The organism is Alphaproteobacteria bacterium LSUCC0396 (genome assembly GCA_041228345.1).
GTDB lineage: Bacteria > Pseudomonadota > Alphaproteobacteria > Puniceispirillales > Puniceispirillaceae > UBA3439.
The window spans coordinates 1,810,678-1,829,828 of record CP166131.1; the positions used below are offsets into that span (position 1 = coordinate 1,810,678).

19 protein-coding genes are annotated in these 19,151 nt (G+C 50.8%); 13 read left to right on the forward strand and 6 right to left on the reverse strand.

The genetic code is table 11. The features are described 5' to 3' along the window. Positions 1-53: 53 nt before the first annotated feature. The 3 genes from AB8881_08730 (at position 54) to AB8881_08740 (ending at position 2,824) form a co-directional block, all read left to right on the forward strand. On the forward strand, positions 54-1,049 hold the full coding sequence (locus AB8881_08730; GenBank protein ID XDZ62632.1) for an FAD-binding oxidoreductase: 996 nt from the start codon (positions 54-56) through the stop codon (positions 1,047-1,049). A 92-nt stretch (positions 1,050-1,141) separates the two neighbouring features. Next, positions 1,142-1,963 carry a 3-methyl-2-oxobutanoate hydroxymethyltransferase gene (locus tag AB8881_08735; protein ID XDZ62633.1) on the forward strand — a complete coding sequence of 274 codons (822 nt, stop codon included), beginning with the start codon at positions 1,142-1,144 and terminating at the stop codon, positions 1,961-1,963. 12 nt (positions 1,964-1,975) lie between these two features. Then, positions 1,976-2,824 (forward strand): alpha/beta fold hydrolase, encoded by an 849-nt coding sequence (locus AB8881_08740; GenBank protein XDZ62634.1) that lies wholly within the window; start codon positions 1,976-1,978, stop codon positions 2,822-2,824. A 22-nt stretch (positions 2,825-2,846) separates the two neighbouring features. Here the strand turns inward: AB8881_08740 and AB8881_08745 are convergent, their stop codons facing one another. Beyond that, positions 2,847-3,791 carry an ABC transporter substrate-binding protein gene (locus AB8881_08745; protein ID XDZ62635.1) on the reverse strand — a complete coding sequence of 315 codons (945 nt, stop codon included), beginning with the start codon at positions 3,789-3,791 and terminating at the stop codon, positions 2,847-2,849. 39 nt (positions 3,792-3,830) lie between these two features. Next, positions 3,831-4,139, reverse strand: a complete 309-nt coding sequence (locus tag AB8881_08750; protein XDZ62636.1) for a hypothetical protein — start codon at positions 4,137-4,139, stop codon at positions 3,831-3,833. 175 nt (positions 4,140-4,314) lie between these two features. Here AB8881_08750 and AB8881_08755 point away from each other — a divergent pair, with 175 nt between their 5' ends. The 3 genes from AB8881_08755 to AB8881_08765 are packed head-to-tail and all read left to right on the forward strand — an operon-like array spanning position 4,315 to position 7,245. Beyond that, positions 4,315-5,418 carry a zinc-binding dehydrogenase gene (locus AB8881_08755; GenBank protein XDZ62637.1) on the forward strand — a complete coding sequence of 368 codons (1,104 nt, stop codon included), beginning with the start codon at positions 4,315-4,317 and terminating at the stop codon, positions 5,416-5,418. Between the two features lie 22 nt (positions 5,419-5,440). Continuing rightward, positions 5,441-6,505 carry a GTP-binding protein gene (locus AB8881_08760; GenBank protein ID XDZ62638.1) on the forward strand — a complete coding sequence of 355 codons (1,065 nt, stop codon included), beginning with the start codon at positions 5,441-5,443 and terminating at the stop codon, positions 6,503-6,505. A gap of 59 nt (positions 6,506-6,564) precedes the next feature. Next, positions 6,565-7,245, forward strand: a complete 681-nt coding sequence (locus AB8881_08765) for a 4-carboxy-4-hydroxy-2-oxoadipate aldolase/oxaloacetate decarboxylase (protein ID XDZ62639.1) — start codon at positions 6,565-6,567, stop codon at positions 7,243-7,245. Positions 7,246-7,266: 21 nt separating this feature from the next. Here AB8881_08765 and AB8881_08770 read toward each other — a convergent pair whose 3' ends face one another. From AB8881_08770 to AB8881_08780, 3 genes are read right to left on the reverse strand one after another with little or no spacing between them, the layout of a single operon-like run. Continuing rightward, on the reverse strand, positions 7,267-8,253 hold the full coding sequence (locus AB8881_08770; GenBank protein XDZ62640.1) for an EamA family transporter: 987 nt from the start codon (positions 8,251-8,253) through the stop codon (positions 7,267-7,269). Further along, positions 8,253-8,855 carry a cupin domain-containing protein gene (locus tag AB8881_08775; GenBank protein XDZ62641.1) on the reverse strand — a complete coding sequence of 201 codons (603 nt, stop codon included), beginning with the start codon at positions 8,853-8,855 and terminating at the stop codon, positions 8,253-8,255. The genes AB8881_08770 and AB8881_08775 overlap by 1 nt, the downstream gene beginning before the upstream one ends. A 1-nt stretch (position 8,856) precedes the next feature. Further along, complete coding sequence (locus AB8881_08780; protein XDZ62642.1) at positions 8,857-9,465, reverse strand: cupin domain-containing protein; 609 nt, start codon at positions 9,463-9,465, stop codon at positions 8,857-8,859. Positions 9,466-9,647: 182 nt separating this feature from the next. On the opposite strand from AB8881_08780, the gene AB8881_08785 reads away from it, so the two are divergent. The 5 genes from AB8881_08785 to AB8881_08805 all read left to right on the forward strand — a co-directional run bounded on the left by AB8881_08785 (position 9,648) and on the right by AB8881_08805 (position 15,815). After that, the gene (locus AB8881_08785) at positions 9,648-9,968 is read left to right on the forward strand and encodes a non-heme iron oxygenase ferredoxin subunit (GenBank protein XDZ62643.1); all 321 of its coding nucleotides are present in this window, start codon (positions 9,648-9,650) and stop codon (positions 9,966-9,968) included. A gap of 88 nt (positions 9,969-10,056) precedes the next feature. Then, on the forward strand, positions 10,057-12,369 hold the full coding sequence (locus tag AB8881_08790; GenBank protein ID XDZ62644.1) for a xanthine dehydrogenase family protein molybdopterin-binding subunit: 2,313 nt from the start codon (positions 10,057-10,059) through the stop codon (positions 12,367-12,369). 181 nt (positions 12,370-12,550) lie between these two features. Beyond that, positions 12,551-13,759 (forward strand): cupin, encoded by a 1,209-nt coding sequence (locus tag AB8881_08795; GenBank protein ID XDZ62645.1) that lies wholly within the window; start codon positions 12,551-12,553, stop codon positions 13,757-13,759. Between the two features lie 57 nt (positions 13,760-13,816). Then, positions 13,817-15,298, forward strand: a complete 1,482-nt coding sequence (locus AB8881_08800; GenBank protein XDZ62646.1) for an ethanolamine ammonia-lyase reactivating factor EutA — start codon at positions 13,817-13,819, stop codon at positions 15,296-15,298. Positions 15,299-15,302: 4 nt separating this feature from the next. Next, complete coding sequence (locus AB8881_08805) at positions 15,303-15,815, forward strand: tripartite tricarboxylate transporter TctB family protein (GenBank protein ID XDZ62647.1); 513 nt, start codon at positions 15,303-15,305, stop codon at positions 15,813-15,815. Here AB8881_08805 and AB8881_08810 read toward each other — a convergent pair. Beyond that, complete coding sequence (locus AB8881_08810; protein XDZ62648.1) at positions 15,793-16,473, reverse strand: isochorismatase family protein; 681 nt, start codon at positions 16,471-16,473, stop codon at positions 15,793-15,795. The genes AB8881_08805 and AB8881_08810 overlap by 23 nt on opposite strands. Positions 16,474-16,617: 144 nt before the next feature. Here AB8881_08810 and AB8881_08815 point away from each other — a divergent pair, with 144 nt between their 5' ends. Next, positions 16,618-17,565 carry a Bug family tripartite tricarboxylate transporter substrate binding protein gene (locus AB8881_08815; GenBank protein ID XDZ62649.1) on the forward strand — a complete coding sequence of 316 codons (948 nt, stop codon included), beginning with the start codon at positions 16,618-16,620 and terminating at the stop codon, positions 17,563-17,565. Positions 17,566-17,638: 73 nt separating this feature from the next. Next, positions 17,639-19,132 (forward strand): tripartite tricarboxylate transporter permease, encoded by a 1,494-nt coding sequence (locus AB8881_08820; protein XDZ62650.1) that lies wholly within the window; start codon positions 17,639-17,641, stop codon positions 19,130-19,132. Positions 19,133-19,151: the final 19 nt, after the last annotated feature.

Genomic DNA, 19,151 nt, shown 5'->3' on the forward strand with positions numbered 1-19,151 from the left:
CCTGTCAGGTTTTAGCCCCTAAATTTCCAGCTTGTTCGATTAAAGAGTGTAATATGCATAAAATTAAAATTGCCGGAAGTGATGATGAATTTATCTGTATGCCAGATGATACGATTTTGCGCGCGGCGTTGCGGGCCGGTCATGCGATGCCCTATTCTTGCAATGTTGGCTCTTGCGGTAATTGCCGGTTTGAGCTGGCTGAAGGCACTGTTCATCACGCCAGAGAGGATTCGCCAGCATGGGGTGAGCGTGATCTAAAGCGGAACCGGTGGCTTGGCTGTCAGGCACGGCCCGAGACTGATTGCGTGATTAAATTTCGCAGCGATGCCAAATACCAGCCGCCATTTGTGCCATCACGGCAATCTGCCAAATTGGTTTCAAAACAGTCGATCACGCATGATATTGCCGAATTCACCTTTACATTGGCGGCACCTGCCGGGTTCCGTCCGGGGCAATATGCGCTTGTTGAGATTGATGGAATTGACGGAGGGCGCGCCTATTCGATGAGCAATCTGGGTGGCACCGATCAATGGCAGTTCCAAATCAAGAAAGTACCGGGTGGTGCGGTGACGTCGCATTTGTTTGATGCGATTGAGATTGGTGATACCATCACTATCGATGGACCTTATGGTAGCGCCTATTTACAAGAAAATAGCCCGCGCAACCTGCTTTTGATTGCTGGTGGCTCGGGGCTATCGCCGATGGTCTCGATCATCCGCGGCGCGGCGGCGGCTGGGCTTTTGGATGGGCGGCAGGTCAATTTCTTTTATGGTGGGCGCAATCAGGACGATATCCCCGCTGGCGCATTGATTGATGAAATAACCGGCCTTGGCACGAATGTAGATGTGCAGATTGTCCTGTCTGAAGATGCGAGTGGCACCTATCAAGGTGGGTTTGTGCATGATGCAGCATGGGCAAAGATTGGTGATGCAATCAGCGATTATGATCTCTATTTTGCGGGTCCGGCGGTAATGGCGGCAGCAATTCAAAAACGCGCCTATGAAACTGGATTGGCGCAGGATCAGATGTTTTTTGACGAGTTTTATTGATACCATTTGCCGTCACGGTGCCAGCAAAATGTTTCGGCTGGACGTATCGCGGCGAATCCCAGCAGCATTGATAACCAAAGAGGGTAAAACAAATGGGTGACAAGGTCAGTTTAGCGTCGCTGGCAGCGATGAAGGCAAGAGGCGAGAAAATTGTCGGCATGGTTGTATGGGACACCCATATGGCCAAGATCGTTGATCGCATCGGTGTCGAAATTGCGTCGGTGGGCGATACGGTTGGACATAATCTATGGGGCCAGGCGAACCCGCTTGAAATAACCATGGATCAGATGATGCCGGTTTGTCAGGCGGTGCGCCGCGGGGTCAAGAATGCGCTGGTCAGTGCGGATTTCCCCTTTGGCCCATTACAGGCTGGCCCGCAACAGGCGGTGGATGCGGCAATCCGTATGGTTAAGGAAGCCGGCGTCGATATGATCAAGCTGGATGGCGCTGCCGAGGCGCCTGAAGGGGTCGAAGCGTTGGTCAAGGCAGGTATTCCTGTTTGGGCGCAATTTGGTGTTACGCCGCAAACCGCGCTGGCTTATGGTATGGAATATAAATCTATGAATACCGCCGATGCGGTGGTGCCAGATGAAATGGTTGACACGTTGATCCGTCAGGCAAAAATGCTGGAAGATGCCGGGGCATCATTGCTGGATTTCACCAATTCAGGGCCGATCGTCGGACCAGCGGTCGTCGAGGCTGTCACGATACCGGTGATTGGTGGTTTTGGGGGCGGTCCATGGCTTGATGGACGGGTGCGGATGGCGCATGCGGCGATTGGCTATAGCGCTGCGGCAGTCGATAGCGATGCGGAGAACTATGCCAATGTTGGCAAGATCGCCTTTGATGCGCTTAGCGAATGTGCGGCTGATATCCGTGCCGGGAAACAAATCAAAGGCGCCACGAAGCGCTAGGAGATAGAGCCGATGGCGTTTGTCGATATTGATGGAATTCGCACGCATTACCAGATTGAAGGCAATGGCCCCGCTTTGCTGATGTTTGCGCCGGGCGGGTTTGATGCAACGATGGATAAATGGCGGCATTTTGGCGTTTATCAGCGGATAAATTTGTTGGGGCATCTTCCCGACCATTTTCAATGCATCCTCTTTGACCGGCGTGAAAATGGCGAGTCAGGTGGCCGTGTCGAGGCAATTGGCTGGTCAGATTTTGTTGGTCAGGCGGTTGGCTTGCTTGATCATCTGGGGGTTGAGGCTGCGCATCTTATGGGTGGATGTATGGGCTGCTCGCCGGTTCTGGCGATGGCGGCGCATTATCCAGAACGGGTGCGCTCAATGGTTCATTATTGGCCGGTTGGCGGGGCGCGATACCGGATTAACGCACATCAACGTTTTGCCGCCCATGCTGATTATGTGGCCGCGAACGGCCTTGGCGGTATTGTATCACTTGTGCAAAGCCATGATAAAAATTTTTCGCAAGATCCTGCTGGTGGGCCGTGGAATAATGTGATCCGCAAGGATAAAGATTTTGCCGCGCATTATGCGGCAATGGATCAGACGCAGTATCTGGAAATTTTGCGGCAGATGGTTGGCGGCTTATTTGACCGTGATACCGCGCCGGGTGCAACGGCCGAGGATTTGCTGTCCCTTCACATTCCCAGCCTGATCGTACCGGGCAAGGATGCCGCCCATGCCACATCGGCGGCGCGCTATCTTGAAGAGGTGCTGGAGGGATCGGACTATTGGGATCTTCCGCCTGATGCCCAGACCGAGCAAAATGTACCAGAACGAGTTCTGGCGTTTTTGCGCTCGGTCTAGAAAAATTATGGCCTGATTTCCGCTAGCCGTTCAAATCGCGGCAGGCCGGCGCAAACAGCGAGTCAATCTCGACTGGCTTGGTGATGATATTCTGATCGCGCGCATGCTTTACCAGCGTTTCCAGAACCAGCCGGTTTGACTCGATACCATAAGGCAGCGGGTCGCCAAGGATTGGGTCAACCGCAGCGTGAATCTGTTCAATCTTGGTTGGTGCGGCAATGTCACCATTGCGCAGCGTTTCCAAATAAAGCTGTTTTGAGCGCACAAAGAGATCAAATAGCTCGGCCGCAATATCCGGATTTTGTTCCAGCACATCGTCGCGCACCACCATCAGATGGTTAATCGGATAGATGCCCTGATCACGAACGGCGGCCACCGCAGCGTCAAAGGGCTGGTCGATGAGCGTCCGGATATTTTCATGTTCAACCGCTACCCCGATCGCCGCGTCAAGCTCGCCTGAAATCAACATGGCTTCCATATCTTTGCCATCTTCAATCGGCACAACATTTGCCGGTGGCTGATAATCGGCAACATGCTCATCACCCGACAGTACCCATGTGATTTTATTCAAATCGACGCCATGTTCGGATTGCAAAAAGCCGCGCGCCCAAACGCCGGTGGTAACGGTATAGCCGCGATTAACGCCAACCCGGCGGCCCATCAAATCCTGTGGTGTCTTGATGCCGGAATTCACATTATAGCGGATTGCCTTATGGTGAAAATCGCGAACTAGAAAAATTGGCAAGGCGGTAAATTTCACACCATGTTCACGTGCGCATAGATAGGTGGTTGCCGCCATTTCACTGATATCGAATTCGAGATTACGCACCATTTTACGAAAGCCATGAACAAGTACCGGCATATCAATAAATTCGAGGTCAAAGCCATTGGGTTTGACGATGCCTTCCTTTAATGCGTGATTATTGCCTTGGGTACGGGTAACAGTTGTGTAGACAGGACGGGACATCTTCAAAACTCCATTTTCAGTGGCTCTAATTGGGGGTCGTTAACAACAATCTGGGTCGCCATCATCAATAAAGGCGGATAATAACCAGCCAACGGGCAAATCACTTTCATTGATTTCGGCGGCCGGTTTGAACATCTGTAACTTATAGCGATTGACGATATTGGTTGCCGGATCGTGCCGCCAAAACAGGATTTGGGTTTCTAAATCAGGAAAGCCAGGCAGCCATCCCCGACGTTCACTGACCAGCACAATATTATCGCTTTCGAGGCTGAAATGGCCGCGGATACAGCGTTCAACCTTTTCCAGCGACTGACCGTCAGTTTTATGATTCAGGCGCAGTCCGAACATGCGTCATTATAGCAGCCTATGGATAAATGTCGCTAGTGTTTGTTCTTTTATTCGGAACTATGTTCTTGAAAAAGGAATGGTGCATTGATAGGTTTTTATGATGTTTTCTTGACCGGTTGCGGGCAATTCAAAATTGTCAGCCGGTCATCTCATTTGTTACCAAGGAGACCTTGCGTTGGCGGAAAAAGTTCAGGCGGCGGTTCGCACCGGCCCGCATAAAACCGAATATCGGGAATATGATATGCCGGATGTGCCCGAGGACGGCGCGCTGCTTAAGATGGAAGTTGCCGGGATCTGTGGTACGGATGTGAAATTCTATGCCAAGCCGCCGATTGAAGAACCGGTGATTATGGGGCATGAAAATATCGGTTATATTGCCAAAGCTGGCAAACAGTTCATGCAACGTAAAGGCGTCAAAGAAGGCGATCTGGTTTTCGTTGAACATTATGTGCCGTGTTTTCAATGCGAATGGTGTCATCAGGGGGATTACCGGCTTTGCATGGGAACCGACTGGCGCAAAAACCCTGATGGGTTGCGTTATGGCTATACTTCGGCAAGTCGTGCGCCGCATCTGTGGGGCGGTTTTGCAGAATATATGTATCTGCCATGGAACGCCGTGTTGCATAAGGTGCCAACCAGGCTTTCGCCTGAGCTTGCCGGCATTGTTACGCCGATGGCCAATGGCATTCAATGGGCGTTGTTTGATTGTGGTGTTGGCTATAATTCCTCGGTTTTGATTCAAGGGCCGGGCCAGCAGGGCCTGTCGCAGGTCATTGCCTGTAAACAGGCCGGCGCGTCGCTGATCATTGTTACCGGAACGGGCAAGGATGTGTACCGGCTTGAGGTTGCCAAGAAACTTGGTGCGGATGTGGTCATTAATGTTGATGCCGAAGACCCGCTTGCCAAGGTTCGCGAGGCAACGGGTGGTCTTGGGGTTGATGTGTCACTTGATTGTACTGCGGGTGCTGGCACCATTCCGGTGCTGTTTGGCCTTGAGGCGTTGCGGCGCAAAGGCGGCACTATGCTGATCCAAGGCGAAACCGCAACATTCCCGAATTTTCCGTTGGCGCAGGTCGCCAATAAATATGTCACGATTAAAGCGGCGCGCGGCCATAACTACCAATCATGCGAACTGGCGCTTCAACAGCTCGCCTCTGATCGCTTTGCGCTTGATTTGATTGCAACGCACCGCTTTGGCCTGAAAGATGTCGATGCGGCAATTAAGGCTGTGGGTGCGAGTGACGGCGTTATTCATGTCTCGCTAATGCCGTGGCAATAGGGCGGCCAGGGGCGGCAGCGTTATGACCCAAGGTCAGCATGATCGGGCAGTGACAGAAAATCCTGTCGTGCCGGTGACGCTGATTACCGGCTTTCTTGGTGCTGGCAAAACCAGCCTGATTAATCATGTATTAGCGGGCGACAATGGTCAAAAATTTGCCGTGATCGTCAATGAATTTGGCGCCATCGGTATCGACCATGATTTGATTGTCAGCAGTACGGAAACCCTGCTCGAACTCAGCAATGGCTGCGTGTGCTGTACCATTCGTGGTGACCTTGTGACAACGTTGCGAGACTTGCTGGCGCGGTCTGAAGATTATGACGGTATCTTTATTGAGACCACCGGTCTTGCCGATCCGGCGCCGGTGATCCAGACCTTTATGTTTGATCAATTATTGGCGTCAAAGGCCTATCTTGACGCGGTTGTGACGGTGATTGACGCGCATCATTTTACCAGTCAGGTCGAGCGGTTCCCCGAGGCCTTGCATCAATTGCTTTATGCTAATGTCGTGATCGTCAATAAAACCGAATCTTGCAGCGCGTCTGCATTGGATGCGCTGACGCAGAATCTGCGGGCGCTTAATGCGCATGCGTTGTTGCATTTTACCGAGAATGCCGCCGTGCCATTTGGCAGCATCACCGGACAGAACGCGTTTGATATGAAACGGCTTATTGATGAGTTTGCCGGTGCGGGGAAAATTGACGCTGGCGATGGGGCTGCTGAACGGCCAGCGCATGATTTTGCGCATGATGATGCAGCAAAATCGCAGGCCAGCGCCCATAACGTTACCAGCCAGTCATTTGCCAGTGCGGCGCCGCTTGATCTGGCGCAACTTGAGGCTTGGCTTAATGGGCTGTTGCAGAAACACGGCCAAGATATTTTGCGGATGAAAGGCATTTTTCAGATTGCTGGCCGCGAAGAAAAACTCGTTTTTCAGGCCGTTCATATGATGTCGGATGCGCGCTGGGTTGATGTTTGGGCACCCGGTGAACTGCGGCAATCGCGGCTTGTGATTATCGGGCAACAGCTTGATCAGCTGGCGTTAGCGGATTTTGATTTGGGCTTGCTGGTGACACAAAACAGATAGCGTGTTGAACGCAGATAGCGCGTTAAATAGACCGACAATAGATTAACTGGGAGATGAAGATGAGCGTAGTTATTCAAAATATCAAACGGGCAGCGGCAGATACAGTTGCCGAACTTGGCCGGTATGGCGTTGCCACAATTCATGAGGCGCAGGATCGCACTGGCCTGATGGCGCCCTATATGCGGCCCATTTGGACCGGTGCGCATATCAGCGGCACTGCCGTCACAGTCAGTGTGCCGCCTTGTGACAATTGGATGATCCATGTTGCGATCGAACAGTGCCAGCCGGGCGATATTATGGTGATTGCGCCGACGTCTTTTTCGGATGCTGGCTATTTTGGTGATTTGCTTGGGGCGTCGTTAAAGGCGCATGGGGTCAGCGGCGTTGTGCTTGATGCTGGCTGCCGCGATATTGCCGTTTTGCGAGAAGCAGGATTTCCTGTCTGGTCAAAGGCGATTTCAGCGCAAGGGACGGTCAAGGAAACCTTGGGCGATGTGAATATTCCGATTGTTTGTGCTAGTCAGATCGTTCATCCGGGCGATGTGATTGTCGCCGATGATGATGGAATTGTTGTGGTGCCACGATTGCAGGCTGACGAAATTGCCAAAAAATCAGCTGCGCGTGAAGCCCGCGAAGATCAGATCAGAGCCAGATATGACGCCGGCGAGCTGGGCATTGATATCAATAATATGCGGCCGCGCCTTGCCGAAAAGGGGCTTGTTTATAAAGACATGGAATAGGTGCTTGGCTGTTTTCGGGGGCTAGAAACGCCAGCTCAGCAAGCCGGTGAGTTCTGGCCCCAGATCAAGCCAGTCAAGCGCAGTCTTTGTATCAACACCAAGCGCTGCCGCGCCAAATATTGACAAGATAATCCCGACGATCACCATCGGATCCAACCGCTCATCCTTGCGGTTTAGCATCGCATTGAACAAAAGCCGGAAGATCGCCGAGAGCCGCTGAATTGGCACAACCACCGATACCGGTGCGACGACCAATGCCATGTAGCGAAACAGCTGGGATAATGCGACCAGAACGCTGGAGAATAGATACCAGTTCAATCCGCTTTTTGGGATTGAGCGCACGACCTTTATCCCGCCAGCCATCATAATAACGCCGATTACCATAACGCTGGCGCAGCCATAAGACACAAATAGAACGCCAATCGCATTACCGAACGGTGCCTCAACCGGCCCTGCGCTACGCAATGCCAACGCAACAAATAGCGGGCTACTGCCATAGCCGAAAGCCGATACCAGCCCCCAGATTAGGCCAGAGCGAAAATTGGGTTCAAAATCTGAACCGGCGCGTTTGCCGGCGTTTTTCTTGCGGCGACTTAACATCACCATTGGGCCAAAAATCACCAGACCGATGCCAACGAAATTTAGGCCGCTGATGCTTTCCTGCAGGAACAAGACTGCCAGTACCAGCGCAACAATAACGCTTAATTGCTGGATCGGAGTTGATAGCGTGCCGCCCAGCGCCTGTGTGGCGTGGTAATTGCCAAACCGGCCAATGACAAAATGGATAATGCCAGCAACACCTGCCCAAAGCCAAGTGCTGGCCGGCCAGCCCGGCATCGCATCAAAGCCGCCAAAAAACAATGCCAGCGCGGCAAATAATGGCACGCCTGATGGCACGGTAATCGCCATGCCCTGAAGCGGGCTGGAGCTGGTCACCGCGCGGCGTACAGCGGCGCTTTGCAGGCCAAATAACGCCGCCGATGCCAGCGCAAGAAGTGCGCCTAGCATTAGTCGCGGTTCTTGATAAAGTCGGCGACGATTTCAGGTGTCAGCGTCATACCCTCGACATATTCGGGCGCATCTTCGATTTGTTCCAGATCATTCAATCCCGAATGTTTGAAAATACGGTTGATGACTGAAATGAGCCGCGCCGGCCGTTTTGGGTCTGCGTTGAAATGCTGATGGATTGTGTTCGGCGGAACATAAATCAAATCGCCAGCTTCCCACTCAAATTTCTGGATTTTGTCCTGCGGTTTCCAATGGTAGTCATCGGTGATTTCAACATCGCAATCTTGGTGCAAATCATAACCATTGCCTTCGACCACATAAAGACACTCTTCGGCCAGATGGCGATGCTTGCCCGAATGTGACCCGGGCGGGATGATCTGCATATAGGCGTCAACCGTTTCCATGCGGGTGTTCATCTGTTCGTTCAGCAAATGCTTGAGCAGTCCCTGACGCGACATTTCCCATGGCATTTCGTTGGGGTGAACAACTTTTTTCCGACCAGCATTGCGCACTGGCGCCGCCTCGGCATCGTCCAAAAGCTGCTGATAGAGGTTCTTATTTTCCAGCCCATCGAGCCAGACTTTGCTTTCTTTCCAGGCCATTCTAATAGCCCCCTTCCGGATGATTGAAATCTTCTTCTTCTTCACGAACGACAAAGTTCTCACCGCCCGGTGCCGGGTCTGCTGAACGCGGTTCGACTTGTTTTTGGAACAGCATATTCATGAACAGGAACATCGGTTTGGTTTTCAGGACAAGGGCGCGCGCTGGCTTGGTGTCGCTAGCGTTAAAATGCTGATGAACGCAGTTATTGTGGACAATCGCCACGTCACCTGCGGTCCAGTCATAGCGGATACCATCATGGATTTCATAGCCATCGCCATCCAGAATATAAAATGCGGCTTCGTTCACATGGCCATGCTTTTGCGATTTGCCGCCCGGGCCATATTCTTCCAAATGGATGTGAAATAGCTGCGTAACCCCGTCTTTTGGCTGCATGTAATGGCGGGAATAGGCTTGTGGGCCATCAACGAATTTGATTTCCTTCGCCTTTTTGACGCGCGGCATCGACCGCAGCCTCTCCAGCTCTTCGGTCAGGTTATACGCACCTTGGATCGACCTTACAAAAATACGGTCTTTCTGGCTGTGATAGTGACCGGCAGGACTCTCTGCACTGTCGGTTTTGGTCTCATTTGCCGGTTTTTTCTCGTCCATTACGCACCCTTTCAATCAATAAGGCATGATCATAGATAATTTTCTATAGAAGAACAATATTCCTATATGCGGAACTGGAATTTGTTTTCTCGAACAAGCTGGATTAGTATCTTGCTCCGATGTGGCGCCTCGGCTAGGAATGGGCGTTCAATTGTAATCTATCGCGGTTTTGAGGGTTTGAAATGACAGGTAGCACAGAGGTTTTGACCGTTTGTCGTAAAGACGAAGTGGCTGAAGGATCAGTGATCCAAGTGCAAAAGGATGGTCTTGATTTGGCAGTCTATTGTGTCGAATCGGTATTCTATGTCACCGATAATTTATGCACGCATGGTCCGGGCTATATGAATGAGGGTTATTTGGACGGGCATGTGATCGAATGTGATTTCCATAATGGTGCATTTGATATCCGTACCGGCGAGGTGGTGTCGCCGCCATGTATGGTGCCGCTGAAAACCTATGCTGTATTGGATGATGCCGCCGAGGTGAAAATAGCAATTTTGTGATCCGAGGCATCCCGAAAGGGCTAGGCCTTTTATGCGGTGTTTAACCTGATGGTTGGGTTTCGGTCTGGCCTGCCAAGATGTGAGTGATATGGATATTAACGCAGATCAATCATTGGATAAAACCGCCGCCGGGCGAAGCGAGGATCGCCGGTTCATTACCGGCACTGGTCAATATACCGGAGATACGCTTCCGGATAATGTGTTATTTGCCGAATTTTATCGTGCGCCGATCGCCCGTGGCCGGCTTGTCAGGCTGGATTGCGGCGCGGCGCGAACGCATGCGGGTGTTCATGCCGTCTTGACGGCTGATGATGCGGCTGATGATGGGCTGGCGTTTATGCCATGGACAGGCACGCCAAAGCGGGATGATGGCGGTGTTCCAATCCAATCGCAAAAACCGGTTCTAAGTGGCGATTTGATCCGCCATCTTGGCGAGCCGGTGGCGATGGTGATTGCCGAAAGCAAACAGGCGGCCTGTGATGCGGTTGAGATGATCATCGCTGAATTTTCAGGTGATAAAATTGCCGCGCTTGCAACCGATCCCAATCTTGACAGCCCGCTCGTTTGGGATAGCGGCACCGATAATATTGCCGCCATGCACATGGTTGGCGACAAGGCCGCTGTTGACGCCGCATTGGACGCATCGGTGCATGTGACCACGCTAGAATTTGATATATCGCGGATTTTGGCCTGTCCGATGGAGATGCGTAACTCGCTTGGCTATGTTGATGATGCTGGCCGGTCCTGCCTTCGTACCAGCGGCCAGAGCCCGTTTGCGTTGCGCAATGAGGTGGCAAGCTATCTTGGTGCCACCACCGCTGATGTGCATGTGACAACGCCCGATGTGGGCGGTTCTTTTGGGATGAAAGGCGGCCTGTTCCGCGAAGATGCTGCACTTGTCTGGGCGGCGCGGCGTCTTGGGCAACCGGTCTATTGGGCGGCCAGCCGCAGCGAGTCCTTCCTTAGTGATGACCATGCGAGAGGCGTTTGTGGCACGGCGCGCCTTGGGCTTGACGGTGACGGCAATTTCAGTGCCCTTGACGTCGATCTGAATGTCGATGTCGGTGCCTATTTATCGCGGCGCAGCATGGGAATGCTGAATAATCTTGGCGGTATCGCTGGTCAATATCGTACACCCCATATTGCGGCGCAGTTGAAATTCATCCATACCAATACCGTTTCTACGGCGCCTTATCGCGGTTTTGGGCGGCCAGAGGCAACCTATATCATCGAGCGATTGATCGAAAAGGCGGCGCGTGAAACTGGCCGCGATAAAATGGCATTGCGCCTGCAAAATTTGATCACGCCTGATATGATGCCGTACAAGACTGGCCTGACCTTCAATTATGATTGTGGTGATTTTCCGCAGGTGATGACGGCGGCATTGGCGCTGGCTGATTATGACGGCTTTGCCAAGCGTCAGGCAGATTCGGCGGCGCGTGGCCGGCTTCGCGGGATTGGTGCGGCAAATCCGATTGAGGTTGCGGGCGGTCCTTTGCGACAGGTGAAAAAAGATATAGCGCGGATCACCGCCCGTGCAGATGGGTGTATCGTGATCGATCCCGGTCTGATGTCGGTGGGTCAGGGGCACGAAACCGCACTGAAACGAATGGCGCAGGAACGATTGCAAATCGCCGCCAGCCAGATTGTCTATCGGCATGGTGATACCGATCTTTTGGCGTCTGGGCGCGGTAATGGTGGTTCGGCTGCAACTGTGGTTGCCGGTGCGGCGGTCTCGCTTGGGCTTGATCAATTATTGGCTGAAGCAACGGCGCTGGCGGCTGAAATTATGCAATCGCCGGTCAGCTATGCCGATGGGTATTTTACCGCCGGATCGCCAGATACGCCAGACGCTGGGCAAACAATGTCTTGGGCGGAACTGGTTAGTCATAGTAATCAGCTGGGCGGGCTGCGTGTTGATAGCGAGTTTCTGCCGGATGCGCCGACCTATCCAAATGGCTGTCATATTTGTGAGGTTGAAATTGACCCTAAAACCGGCCGTGTTGAGATTGTCGATTATGTTGGGGTCGAGGATGTTGGTACGGTTCTGAACCGCGATCTTGTTGAAGGGCAAATGCAGGGCGGGATTGTGCAAGGCATTGGTCAGGCGCTTGGCGAAATTCTGTATTACGATGTTAGCGGTCAGCTGCTAACCGGTTCGTTCATGGATTACCAAATGCCGATTGCAGCCGATATCCCGTCGATTAGGCTGGCGACAGTGACGGTGCCAACAAAGGTCAATCCACTTGGGGCAAAAGGTGTTGGCGAGGCTGGAACCGTCGGGGCATTGGCGGCGGTTATGAACGCTGTTGAGGATGCGCTGGCAAGTGCGGGTGTGACGCATTTTGAGATGCCTGCCAATCCCTACCGCGTCTGGAACGCACTACAATTGGTGAAATAATTTCCCGAAATCCAAATGCCCCGAAATCAATAGCTCTTCGCCAATCGGGGGATAATCTGCTTGGTTGGGCCAGTGTGGAAAATTTTCTGTGCCGCTATGCGAGACACTGTTCCATCTCGCTTGACCCGCTCCTGTTTTTTAGTCATCTTAAAAATAACAATGAAATTTAAGGAAATCCACAATGCCGCATGATATAGATAACATGGTCCATTGGCACGAGCCAAAGCCTGGTGAAAAAGCCGGTTATGGACGCTTTGACCTGCCAAAATCTGACTATGATCAGTTTATGGAATCCGATGGTATTCCGATTGTAAGAGGTGTTGGTGTTTCCAAAGTGCAGAATTTGCCGCTTGTTGACTGGCCCCGCATGGGCGGTCGTGGCACCTATATCCAGCTGCATGGCACCGAGGGCAAATGGGGCAATTATGTTGTCGAAGTGCCCGCCGCTGGTGCGCTGAATGTTGAAAAACATATTTACGAAGAAATTTATCTTGTTGTGGAAGGGCGTGGCTCGACCGAGGTTTGGCTAGAAGAAAACGGCCCAAAACATGTTTTTGAATGGCAAACCGGATCAATGTTCTCAATTCCGGTCAATGCCTATCATCGGATTGTGAATGCAACATCGTCACCGGCGCTGCTGCTTGGAGGTACAACCGCGCCGAATTTGATGAATCTAATTGGCAATCGTGATTTTATTTTCAATTGCCCTTACGAGTTTACCGACCGATTCTCGCCCGCAGCCGATTTTTACAAGCCGAATGATGATGTCGAGCCAGATCCGATTCGCGGTCTTGCTATGCGCCGCACAAATCTGGTGCCTGATGTGATGAATTGTGATTTGCCGCTTGATAACCGGCGCTCTCCTGGCTGGCGGCGTGTCGAACCGTTCATGACCGGCAATAAATTCTATCTTTGGATTGGTCAGCATGAGACTGGCAAATATTCCAAAGCACACGCCCATTCGTCAGCCGCGGTTTTGGTATGTATCAAAGGGCGCGGCTACACCTATACATGGCCCGAAGAATGCGGTGTCAACCCGTGGCAGGATGGTCATGCTGATAAGGTCAAGCGGGTCGATTATGAACCGGTTGGCTTGGTCAGTGCCGCACCGGGCGGTGCGCGCTGGTATCACCAACATTTTAATGCATCTGATGGGCCGTTCCGCCTCACTGCATGGTTTGGGCCACATCATCCGAGCCTTGTTACCGGCCTGCCGCCGGGAGAAAAACAGATCGACTATACCGGCATGGATGTGAATGAAGGGGGAACCTCAATCCCTTATTGGATGGAAGATCCAAAGCTTCGCAAAGAGTTCGAAGAAATGCTGGCCGAATATGGCCAAGAAAGTCGGATGGATCCATCGCTTTATGAAAAACCAGCTGGCAAATAGCGCTGTCAGTATTGCTATGGGGTTTCAGCGCGATTTTGGAAGAAAGCATTTGCAGCCGTGACGACGAATGAAAATACTGGCGGCCGCGTGTTTTTTTCCAGTGCTGAACGCAGCCTGATTGAGGAAGATGAAATTATCCTCAAGACGGTTGGCGTTGATATCGGCTCGGCGACGTCGCATATCCTGTTTTCCGAGATTTATCTCGAAAGGCTTGATACGCGATATATCGTCTCCAAGCGTGAAATCATCCATCGTTCGGAAATTTTGCTAACGCCCTATAGCCATGAGCAGGATATCGACAAGGACCGGCTTGGGCAGTTTTTCGACAAGCAATTCAAGCTGGCAGGCTTGGCACCTGATGATATTGATACTGGTGCGTTGATTTTAACTGGTGTTGCGGTGCGCCGCCGCAATGCACGCGCCATTGGCGAGCTGTTTGCCGCCCAAAGTGGAAAATTTGTTTCGGTCAGTGCGGGTGACGGGCTTGAGGCCATTATGGCTGGGCATGGTTCGGGTGCGGTCGGGTTAACCGGCGGTGCTGATAATGATCGGTCTATGGTGTTGAATATCGACATTGGTGGCGGCACGACCAAGCTGGCAGCTTGTGGTGGGGGCGAGGTAAAACATTGCTCGGCAATTGATGCAGGTGCCCGGCTTGTGACGTTTGACCAGCAGAATATCATCACGCATATCGAACCTTTTGGGCAAAAATACCTCTTACTGGCAGGGCTTGATCTGCGGGTAGGTGATCCGATTTCAGACAGTCAAAAATCCCTGCTCGCCGATCTTATGGTTGATCAGATTATGGCCGCGATGGCGGGTGATGAGTTGGAGGGGCTGTACCGATTGCCCCCCCTGCCTGCGGGCAATGACTATCGCCAGATTATTTTTTCCGGCGGCGTCTGTGAATATATTGCCAACCCCGAATTGGCGACATTTGGTGATTTGGGGCAGGCCATCGCAAAGAGTATTTCCAGCCGGGTTGCGGCGCTTGATATTCCCTATCAGGCAGCCAATCTTGGCATTCGGGCGACCGTGATTGGCGCGTCGCAATATACGGTTCAGGTCAGTGGCTCGACCATCTATTTCGATCCTGCAGATGTTCTGCCAATTCGCAACGTACCGGTGATCGCGCCTGAATTGACGATTGGTGATGAGATTGACGAGGCAATTGTTAAGGCTGAAATCATCGCGGCGCTGGCGCAGATGAACTTGGCCGATCCGGATCAGCCAGTTGCGCTTGCGGTACCGTGGCAAGGCTCGGCAAGTTTTGCTAGGCTTCAGGGGTTTGCCCGTGCCGTTCTTGGTGGTCTTAGAACAGTCATTGGGCGCGGGCATCCGCTGATACTGGTTGTTCGCGGTGATATTGCGGGTCTGTTGGGAATTCATTTTCGTGTTGAAGAAGGCTTTGCCGGTCCGATCATTTCGATTGATGGAATTGAGGTTTCAAATTTCGATTTCATCGATATCGGTGATGTTATAAGATCAACCGGTTCCGCCCCTGTGGTTATTAAATCTCTCATTTTCCCGTCGGAGTAATGCCATGACCGAATCCAGCCAGATACCCGCTTTAGTCCGGTCACCCCTCGTGCCCGTAGCTCTGTTTGTTATGTCGGGCGGATTTGCGATCTGGAGTAATCAGCTGCCGGAAACTCCACGTATGATGCCGTTTCTTGTTGCGGCAATCACCGCGATATTATGTGTATTCGACTTTTTGGCACGCGGTAACAGCCCTTTTGCGCAAAAGGTTGGGCATTGGCTAGGGGCTGATTTCAGCAACCGAGAAATGAAGCATAATCCAGCGATTGGCGCTGAAGTGGTTATAATATTATGGATGTTCCTGTGTGTTGGTCTAATGATGTTTCTAGGCATCTTACCAAGCATTTTTGTCTTTGTGCTGGTTTATATGCGCTATCAAGGTAAGCAAAGCTGGCGCAATTCCATTTTAGCTAGCATTGGAACCTTGTTATTTGTGGCTACCGTTTTTGAAATCCTGCTCCAATATAGTCTTTATCGCGGCGTGCTTTTTGATTCTAGAGGCTTTGACGCATGGTAGACTGCTTGCTGTAGGACTCGAAATCGGAGGTGCCAATCAAATCTGCATATTTCGCCTGACAGTCAAACAGAGCAACTTTATGTGATATTGAAAACCGATCAAAAACCGCATCAGCGATAATGAACGTATTGATCTGGCGGCTAAACGCATCAACGGCGCTGGCACGAACACACCCAGATGTAGTGCAGCCCACCAAAAACAATCCGTCGCAAGCTTGATTTTGAAACCAAGCCGGAAATTCGGTTTCAAAAAATATGCTGGGTGCGCCTTTGCCAAACACTAAATCTTCAGTGTATGGTGTAAGTTCGGCAATGATCCTATTGCCATCTTTAGTCGCGGAAAATGGCTTTGCGTCTTCAATAGCGCGGCCTGTTTTTGGGCTTTTTCTGCGCAGCCGCATCGCACTGCGCCGACTATAGGCGATGGGCATTTTTGCCAGCCTTGCAGCCGTCAATGCCCTTGAGATTAATGGTACGGCTTGCCAAGCTGATGGCCCACACGCTGTGCGCCGTTCGGTTGCTGCTGTCACAGCATCAATTCCTGGTGAGCCACAGAAATCATATGTCATGTCAATAACAACAAAGGCTGGTCGTTTCGGAAGTTGAAGTTCTTGACCGTAATGGCTTACACGTATGATTTCCACTTCCTGGTCAGACAACAGTGGCTCCCAATGGGAATTAAATTTTTTTTTCATTTTCCTATTTTTTTTCATTAGGTTTTAGAATCATTAAAAAGTAGAGTAACCCTTGGTGCTGGCACTATACAACTTAATTGAAAAAGCTGGCAAAGTAGGGAGGGAAGAATGTCAAATAGAATTATTGCGTCATTGTCGTGCGCAGCCGTAATACTGTTCGGGGCTGGAACCGCGACTGCAGACTGGCCAGAAAAACCAATCAAATTTGTTGTACCTTATAGCACAGGTGGTGGGTTTGATGTCTATGTTCGCGCGGTTGCTCCAGAAATGGAAAAAATTTTGGGTGTTCCGGTTGTTCCGGAGAACATCCCAGGAGCTGGGGGGCAAAAAGGCGCTGCAACTGTTTATAAATCTGAACCAGATGGCTACACGATTGGAATTTTCAATGTTCCAGGCCTGACGGTTCCGCCACTTCTTGGCAAAAAGGTTGCTTACGATCTAGACCAGATAACTTGGTTGGGCAATCTCGCAAAAGACACCTACTCAATAGCGGTCAAGGCAGACTCGCCAATCAACAGTTTGAAGGACCTTTGCTCACTCGGGCGCCCAGCAAAATTTTCTGATACTGGACCAGCATCTACATCTTCTGTAACGGCAAAAATATCGATGTCCTTGATTGACTGTCCCATGACTAACGTCACAGGTTACAAAGGCTCAAGCCAAACCATTGTAGCTGCAATGCGAGGTGAAGTTGATGCTACTCTAAAACCAATTGGTTCGCTCCAGAAATACGTAAAATCTGGAGACATGAAATTTATCGTCACATATGAGAATAAACCTTCCATTAAGGGTGTCTCATCGTCGAGGGAGCTTGGACACAATGAATTCGAAAAGTTGACGCTTTATCGGATTGTAGGAGGTCCTCCTGGATTGCCCAAAGATGTAGCTGACAAACTTGCAGACGCTCTTTTAAAAGCTGCAAACTCAGACGCAGTGAAAGAATGGTCGGCAAAATCAAAAAAGCCACTTGACCCAATTGGTGGAGCTGAAGCCAGCGTGCTGATGAGAGACCTTTCTGACTTTTATTCTAAATATAAAACAATATTAGCAGAGTAAAAAAATCAGATTTGCGGGAAGAGCATATTGTTCTTCCCCTGTTTTGTTTTTCCAATAGATTTGGCATTCTCAGATGGGCTTTGACATTTTTTTTCATGCCTTACTTGGCGTTATAACAAGCGGTTCCTTTGTTTTCGTTTTGATTGGCGTGTTACTCGGGCTTTGCTTTGGGATTATCCCCGGCCTTGGCGGCACCACTGCTCTGGCACTATTGATCCCAATAACTTTTAGTATGGACTCACTTGATGCCATGTATCTTGCTGGTGGGGTCATGGGTGCCACTTCTTTTGGCGGTTCAATTACAGCAATCCTTTTAAACACTCCCGGGACCGCACCGAATGCTGCGACAACATTTGATGGTTACCCGCTTGCCCAGCAGGGTAGGGCGGGAGAAGCAATTGGTGCATCGGCGACGGCTTCAGCGATGGGAGGGTTGATTGGTTTAATTACACTGATGTTGTTCATACCTTTAGCTAAAGAAATTGTATTGCTTTTTGGCCCAGTTGAATTTTTGTTACTAACAATACTGGGCTTGGTGGCTATTGCGGTTTCGTCTCGTGGCAAATTGCTGCGAGGTTTGATAGCGGGTGGTTTTGGGCTGCTATTAGCATTTGTTGGAGTAGATACTGTTTCAGGGCACACCAGATTTACACTAGAAACCGATTATCTCTGGGATGGAATACCGCTAGTGCCAACACTTACCGGTCTTTTTGCAATTAGCCAGATGATAGAGCTTTCTTTGAAAGGTGGTTCTGTTGTTACGGAGAGGGTTAATGTCGGTAATTTAACAGGTTTATGGAAAGGCGTAGTTGCAGTGTTCAAACACTGGACTGTGCTGATTAGAGGGTCATTTATTGGAACCATTATCGGTGCAATTCCAGGCCTCGGTGGTACAGTGGCTTCTTTCATAGCTTATACCTCTACAGTCCAATCTTCTCGTGATCCGTCCAGCTTTGGTAAGGGAAATATTATAGGTGTGATCGCTCCTGAGAGCGCCAACAATGCCAAAGATGGCGGATCGTTGGTGCCAACTGTGGCTTTTGGCATACCTGGAAGTGCTGAAACAGCTGTTTTCCTTGGTATTTTGGTGCTCCATGGCATTGATCCAGGCCCTACCTTGTTACTTGAAAATGAACGAGAGGTTTATGGTTTAATCATAGCTTTAACAATGTCTGCGGTTGGCGCATCATTGATTGGTCTTTTGACGGCAAGATGGCTGGTAAAAATAACGTTTGTGAATGTAAATATATTAGTTCCGTTAGTGGTTACTATTTCCTTAACTGGTGTTTATGTTTTGGAGGGTAAGCCAGGAGACGTAATTTTGGCTCTCGTAATGGGGATAGTCGGTTATTTTATGATTCGTTTCGATTATCCACGCCTTACACTAGTTATTGCTTTGGTGCTTGGAGAAACTGCAGAAAGGTCATTCCATCAGTCACTAATGATTTCGGATAATAATCTTGTTGGCCTAATTATGGAACGGCCGCAGGCGATCATATTAGTGCTTGCAACCCTGCTGACATTACTGTTGCCGGCGTTGCGCAAGCGCGGCAAAAAAACCGCCTGATCACTGAAATGGGCCTCGC

Coding starts and splice junctions, on each gene's coding strand:
- AB8881_08730 (XDZ62632.1), top strand. CDS start 54: ATGCATAAAATTAAAATTGCCGGAAGTGATGATGAATTTATCTGTATG.
- AB8881_08820 (XDZ62650.1), top strand. CDS start 17,639: ATGGGCTTTGACATTTTTTTTCATGCCTTACTTGGCGTTATAACAAGC.
- AB8881_08805 (XDZ62647.1), top strand. CDS start 15,303: ATGACCGAATCCAGCCAGATACCCGCTTTAGTCCGGTCACCCCTCGTG.
- AB8881_08785 (XDZ62643.1), top strand. CDS start 9,648: ATGACAGGTAGCACAGAGGTTTTGACCGTTTGTCGTAAAGACGAAGTG.
- AB8881_08790 (XDZ62644.1), top strand. CDS start 10,057: ATGGATATTAACGCAGATCAATCATTGGATAAAACCGCCGCCGGGCGA.
- AB8881_08795 (XDZ62645.1), top strand. CDS start 12,551: ATGCCGCATGATATAGATAACATGGTCCATTGGCACGAGCCAAAGCCT.
- AB8881_08815 (XDZ62649.1), top strand. CDS start 16,618: ATGTCAAATAGAATTATTGCGTCATTGTCGTGCGCAGCCGTAATACTG.
- AB8881_08750 (XDZ62636.1), bottom strand. CDS start 4,139: ATGTTCGGACTGCGCCTGAATCATAAAACTGACGGTCAGTCGCTGGAA.
- AB8881_08780 (XDZ62642.1), bottom strand. CDS start 9,465: ATGGACGAGAAAAAACCGGCAAATGAGACCAAAACCGACAGTGCAGAG.
- AB8881_08735 (XDZ62633.1), top strand. CDS start 1,142: ATGGGTGACAAGGTCAGTTTAGCGTCGCTGGCAGCGATGAAGGCAAGA.
- AB8881_08775 (XDZ62641.1), bottom strand. CDS start 8,855: ATGGCCTGGAAAGAAAGCAAAGTCTGGCTCGATGGGCTGGAAAATAAG.
- AB8881_08770 (XDZ62640.1), bottom strand. CDS start 8,253: ATGCTAGGCGCACTTCTTGCGCTGGCATCGGCGGCGTTATTTGGCCTG.
- AB8881_08765 (XDZ62639.1), top strand. CDS start 6,565: ATGAGCGTAGTTATTCAAAATATCAAACGGGCAGCGGCAGATACAGTT.
- AB8881_08745 (XDZ62635.1), bottom strand. CDS start 3,791: ATGTCCCGTCCTGTCTACACAACTGTTACCCGTACCCAAGGCAATAAT.
- AB8881_08740 (XDZ62634.1), top strand. CDS start 1,976: ATGGCGTTTGTCGATATTGATGGAATTCGCACGCATTACCAGATTGAA.
- AB8881_08760 (XDZ62638.1), top strand. CDS start 5,441: ATGACCCAAGGTCAGCATGATCGGGCAGTGACAGAAAATCCTGTCGTG.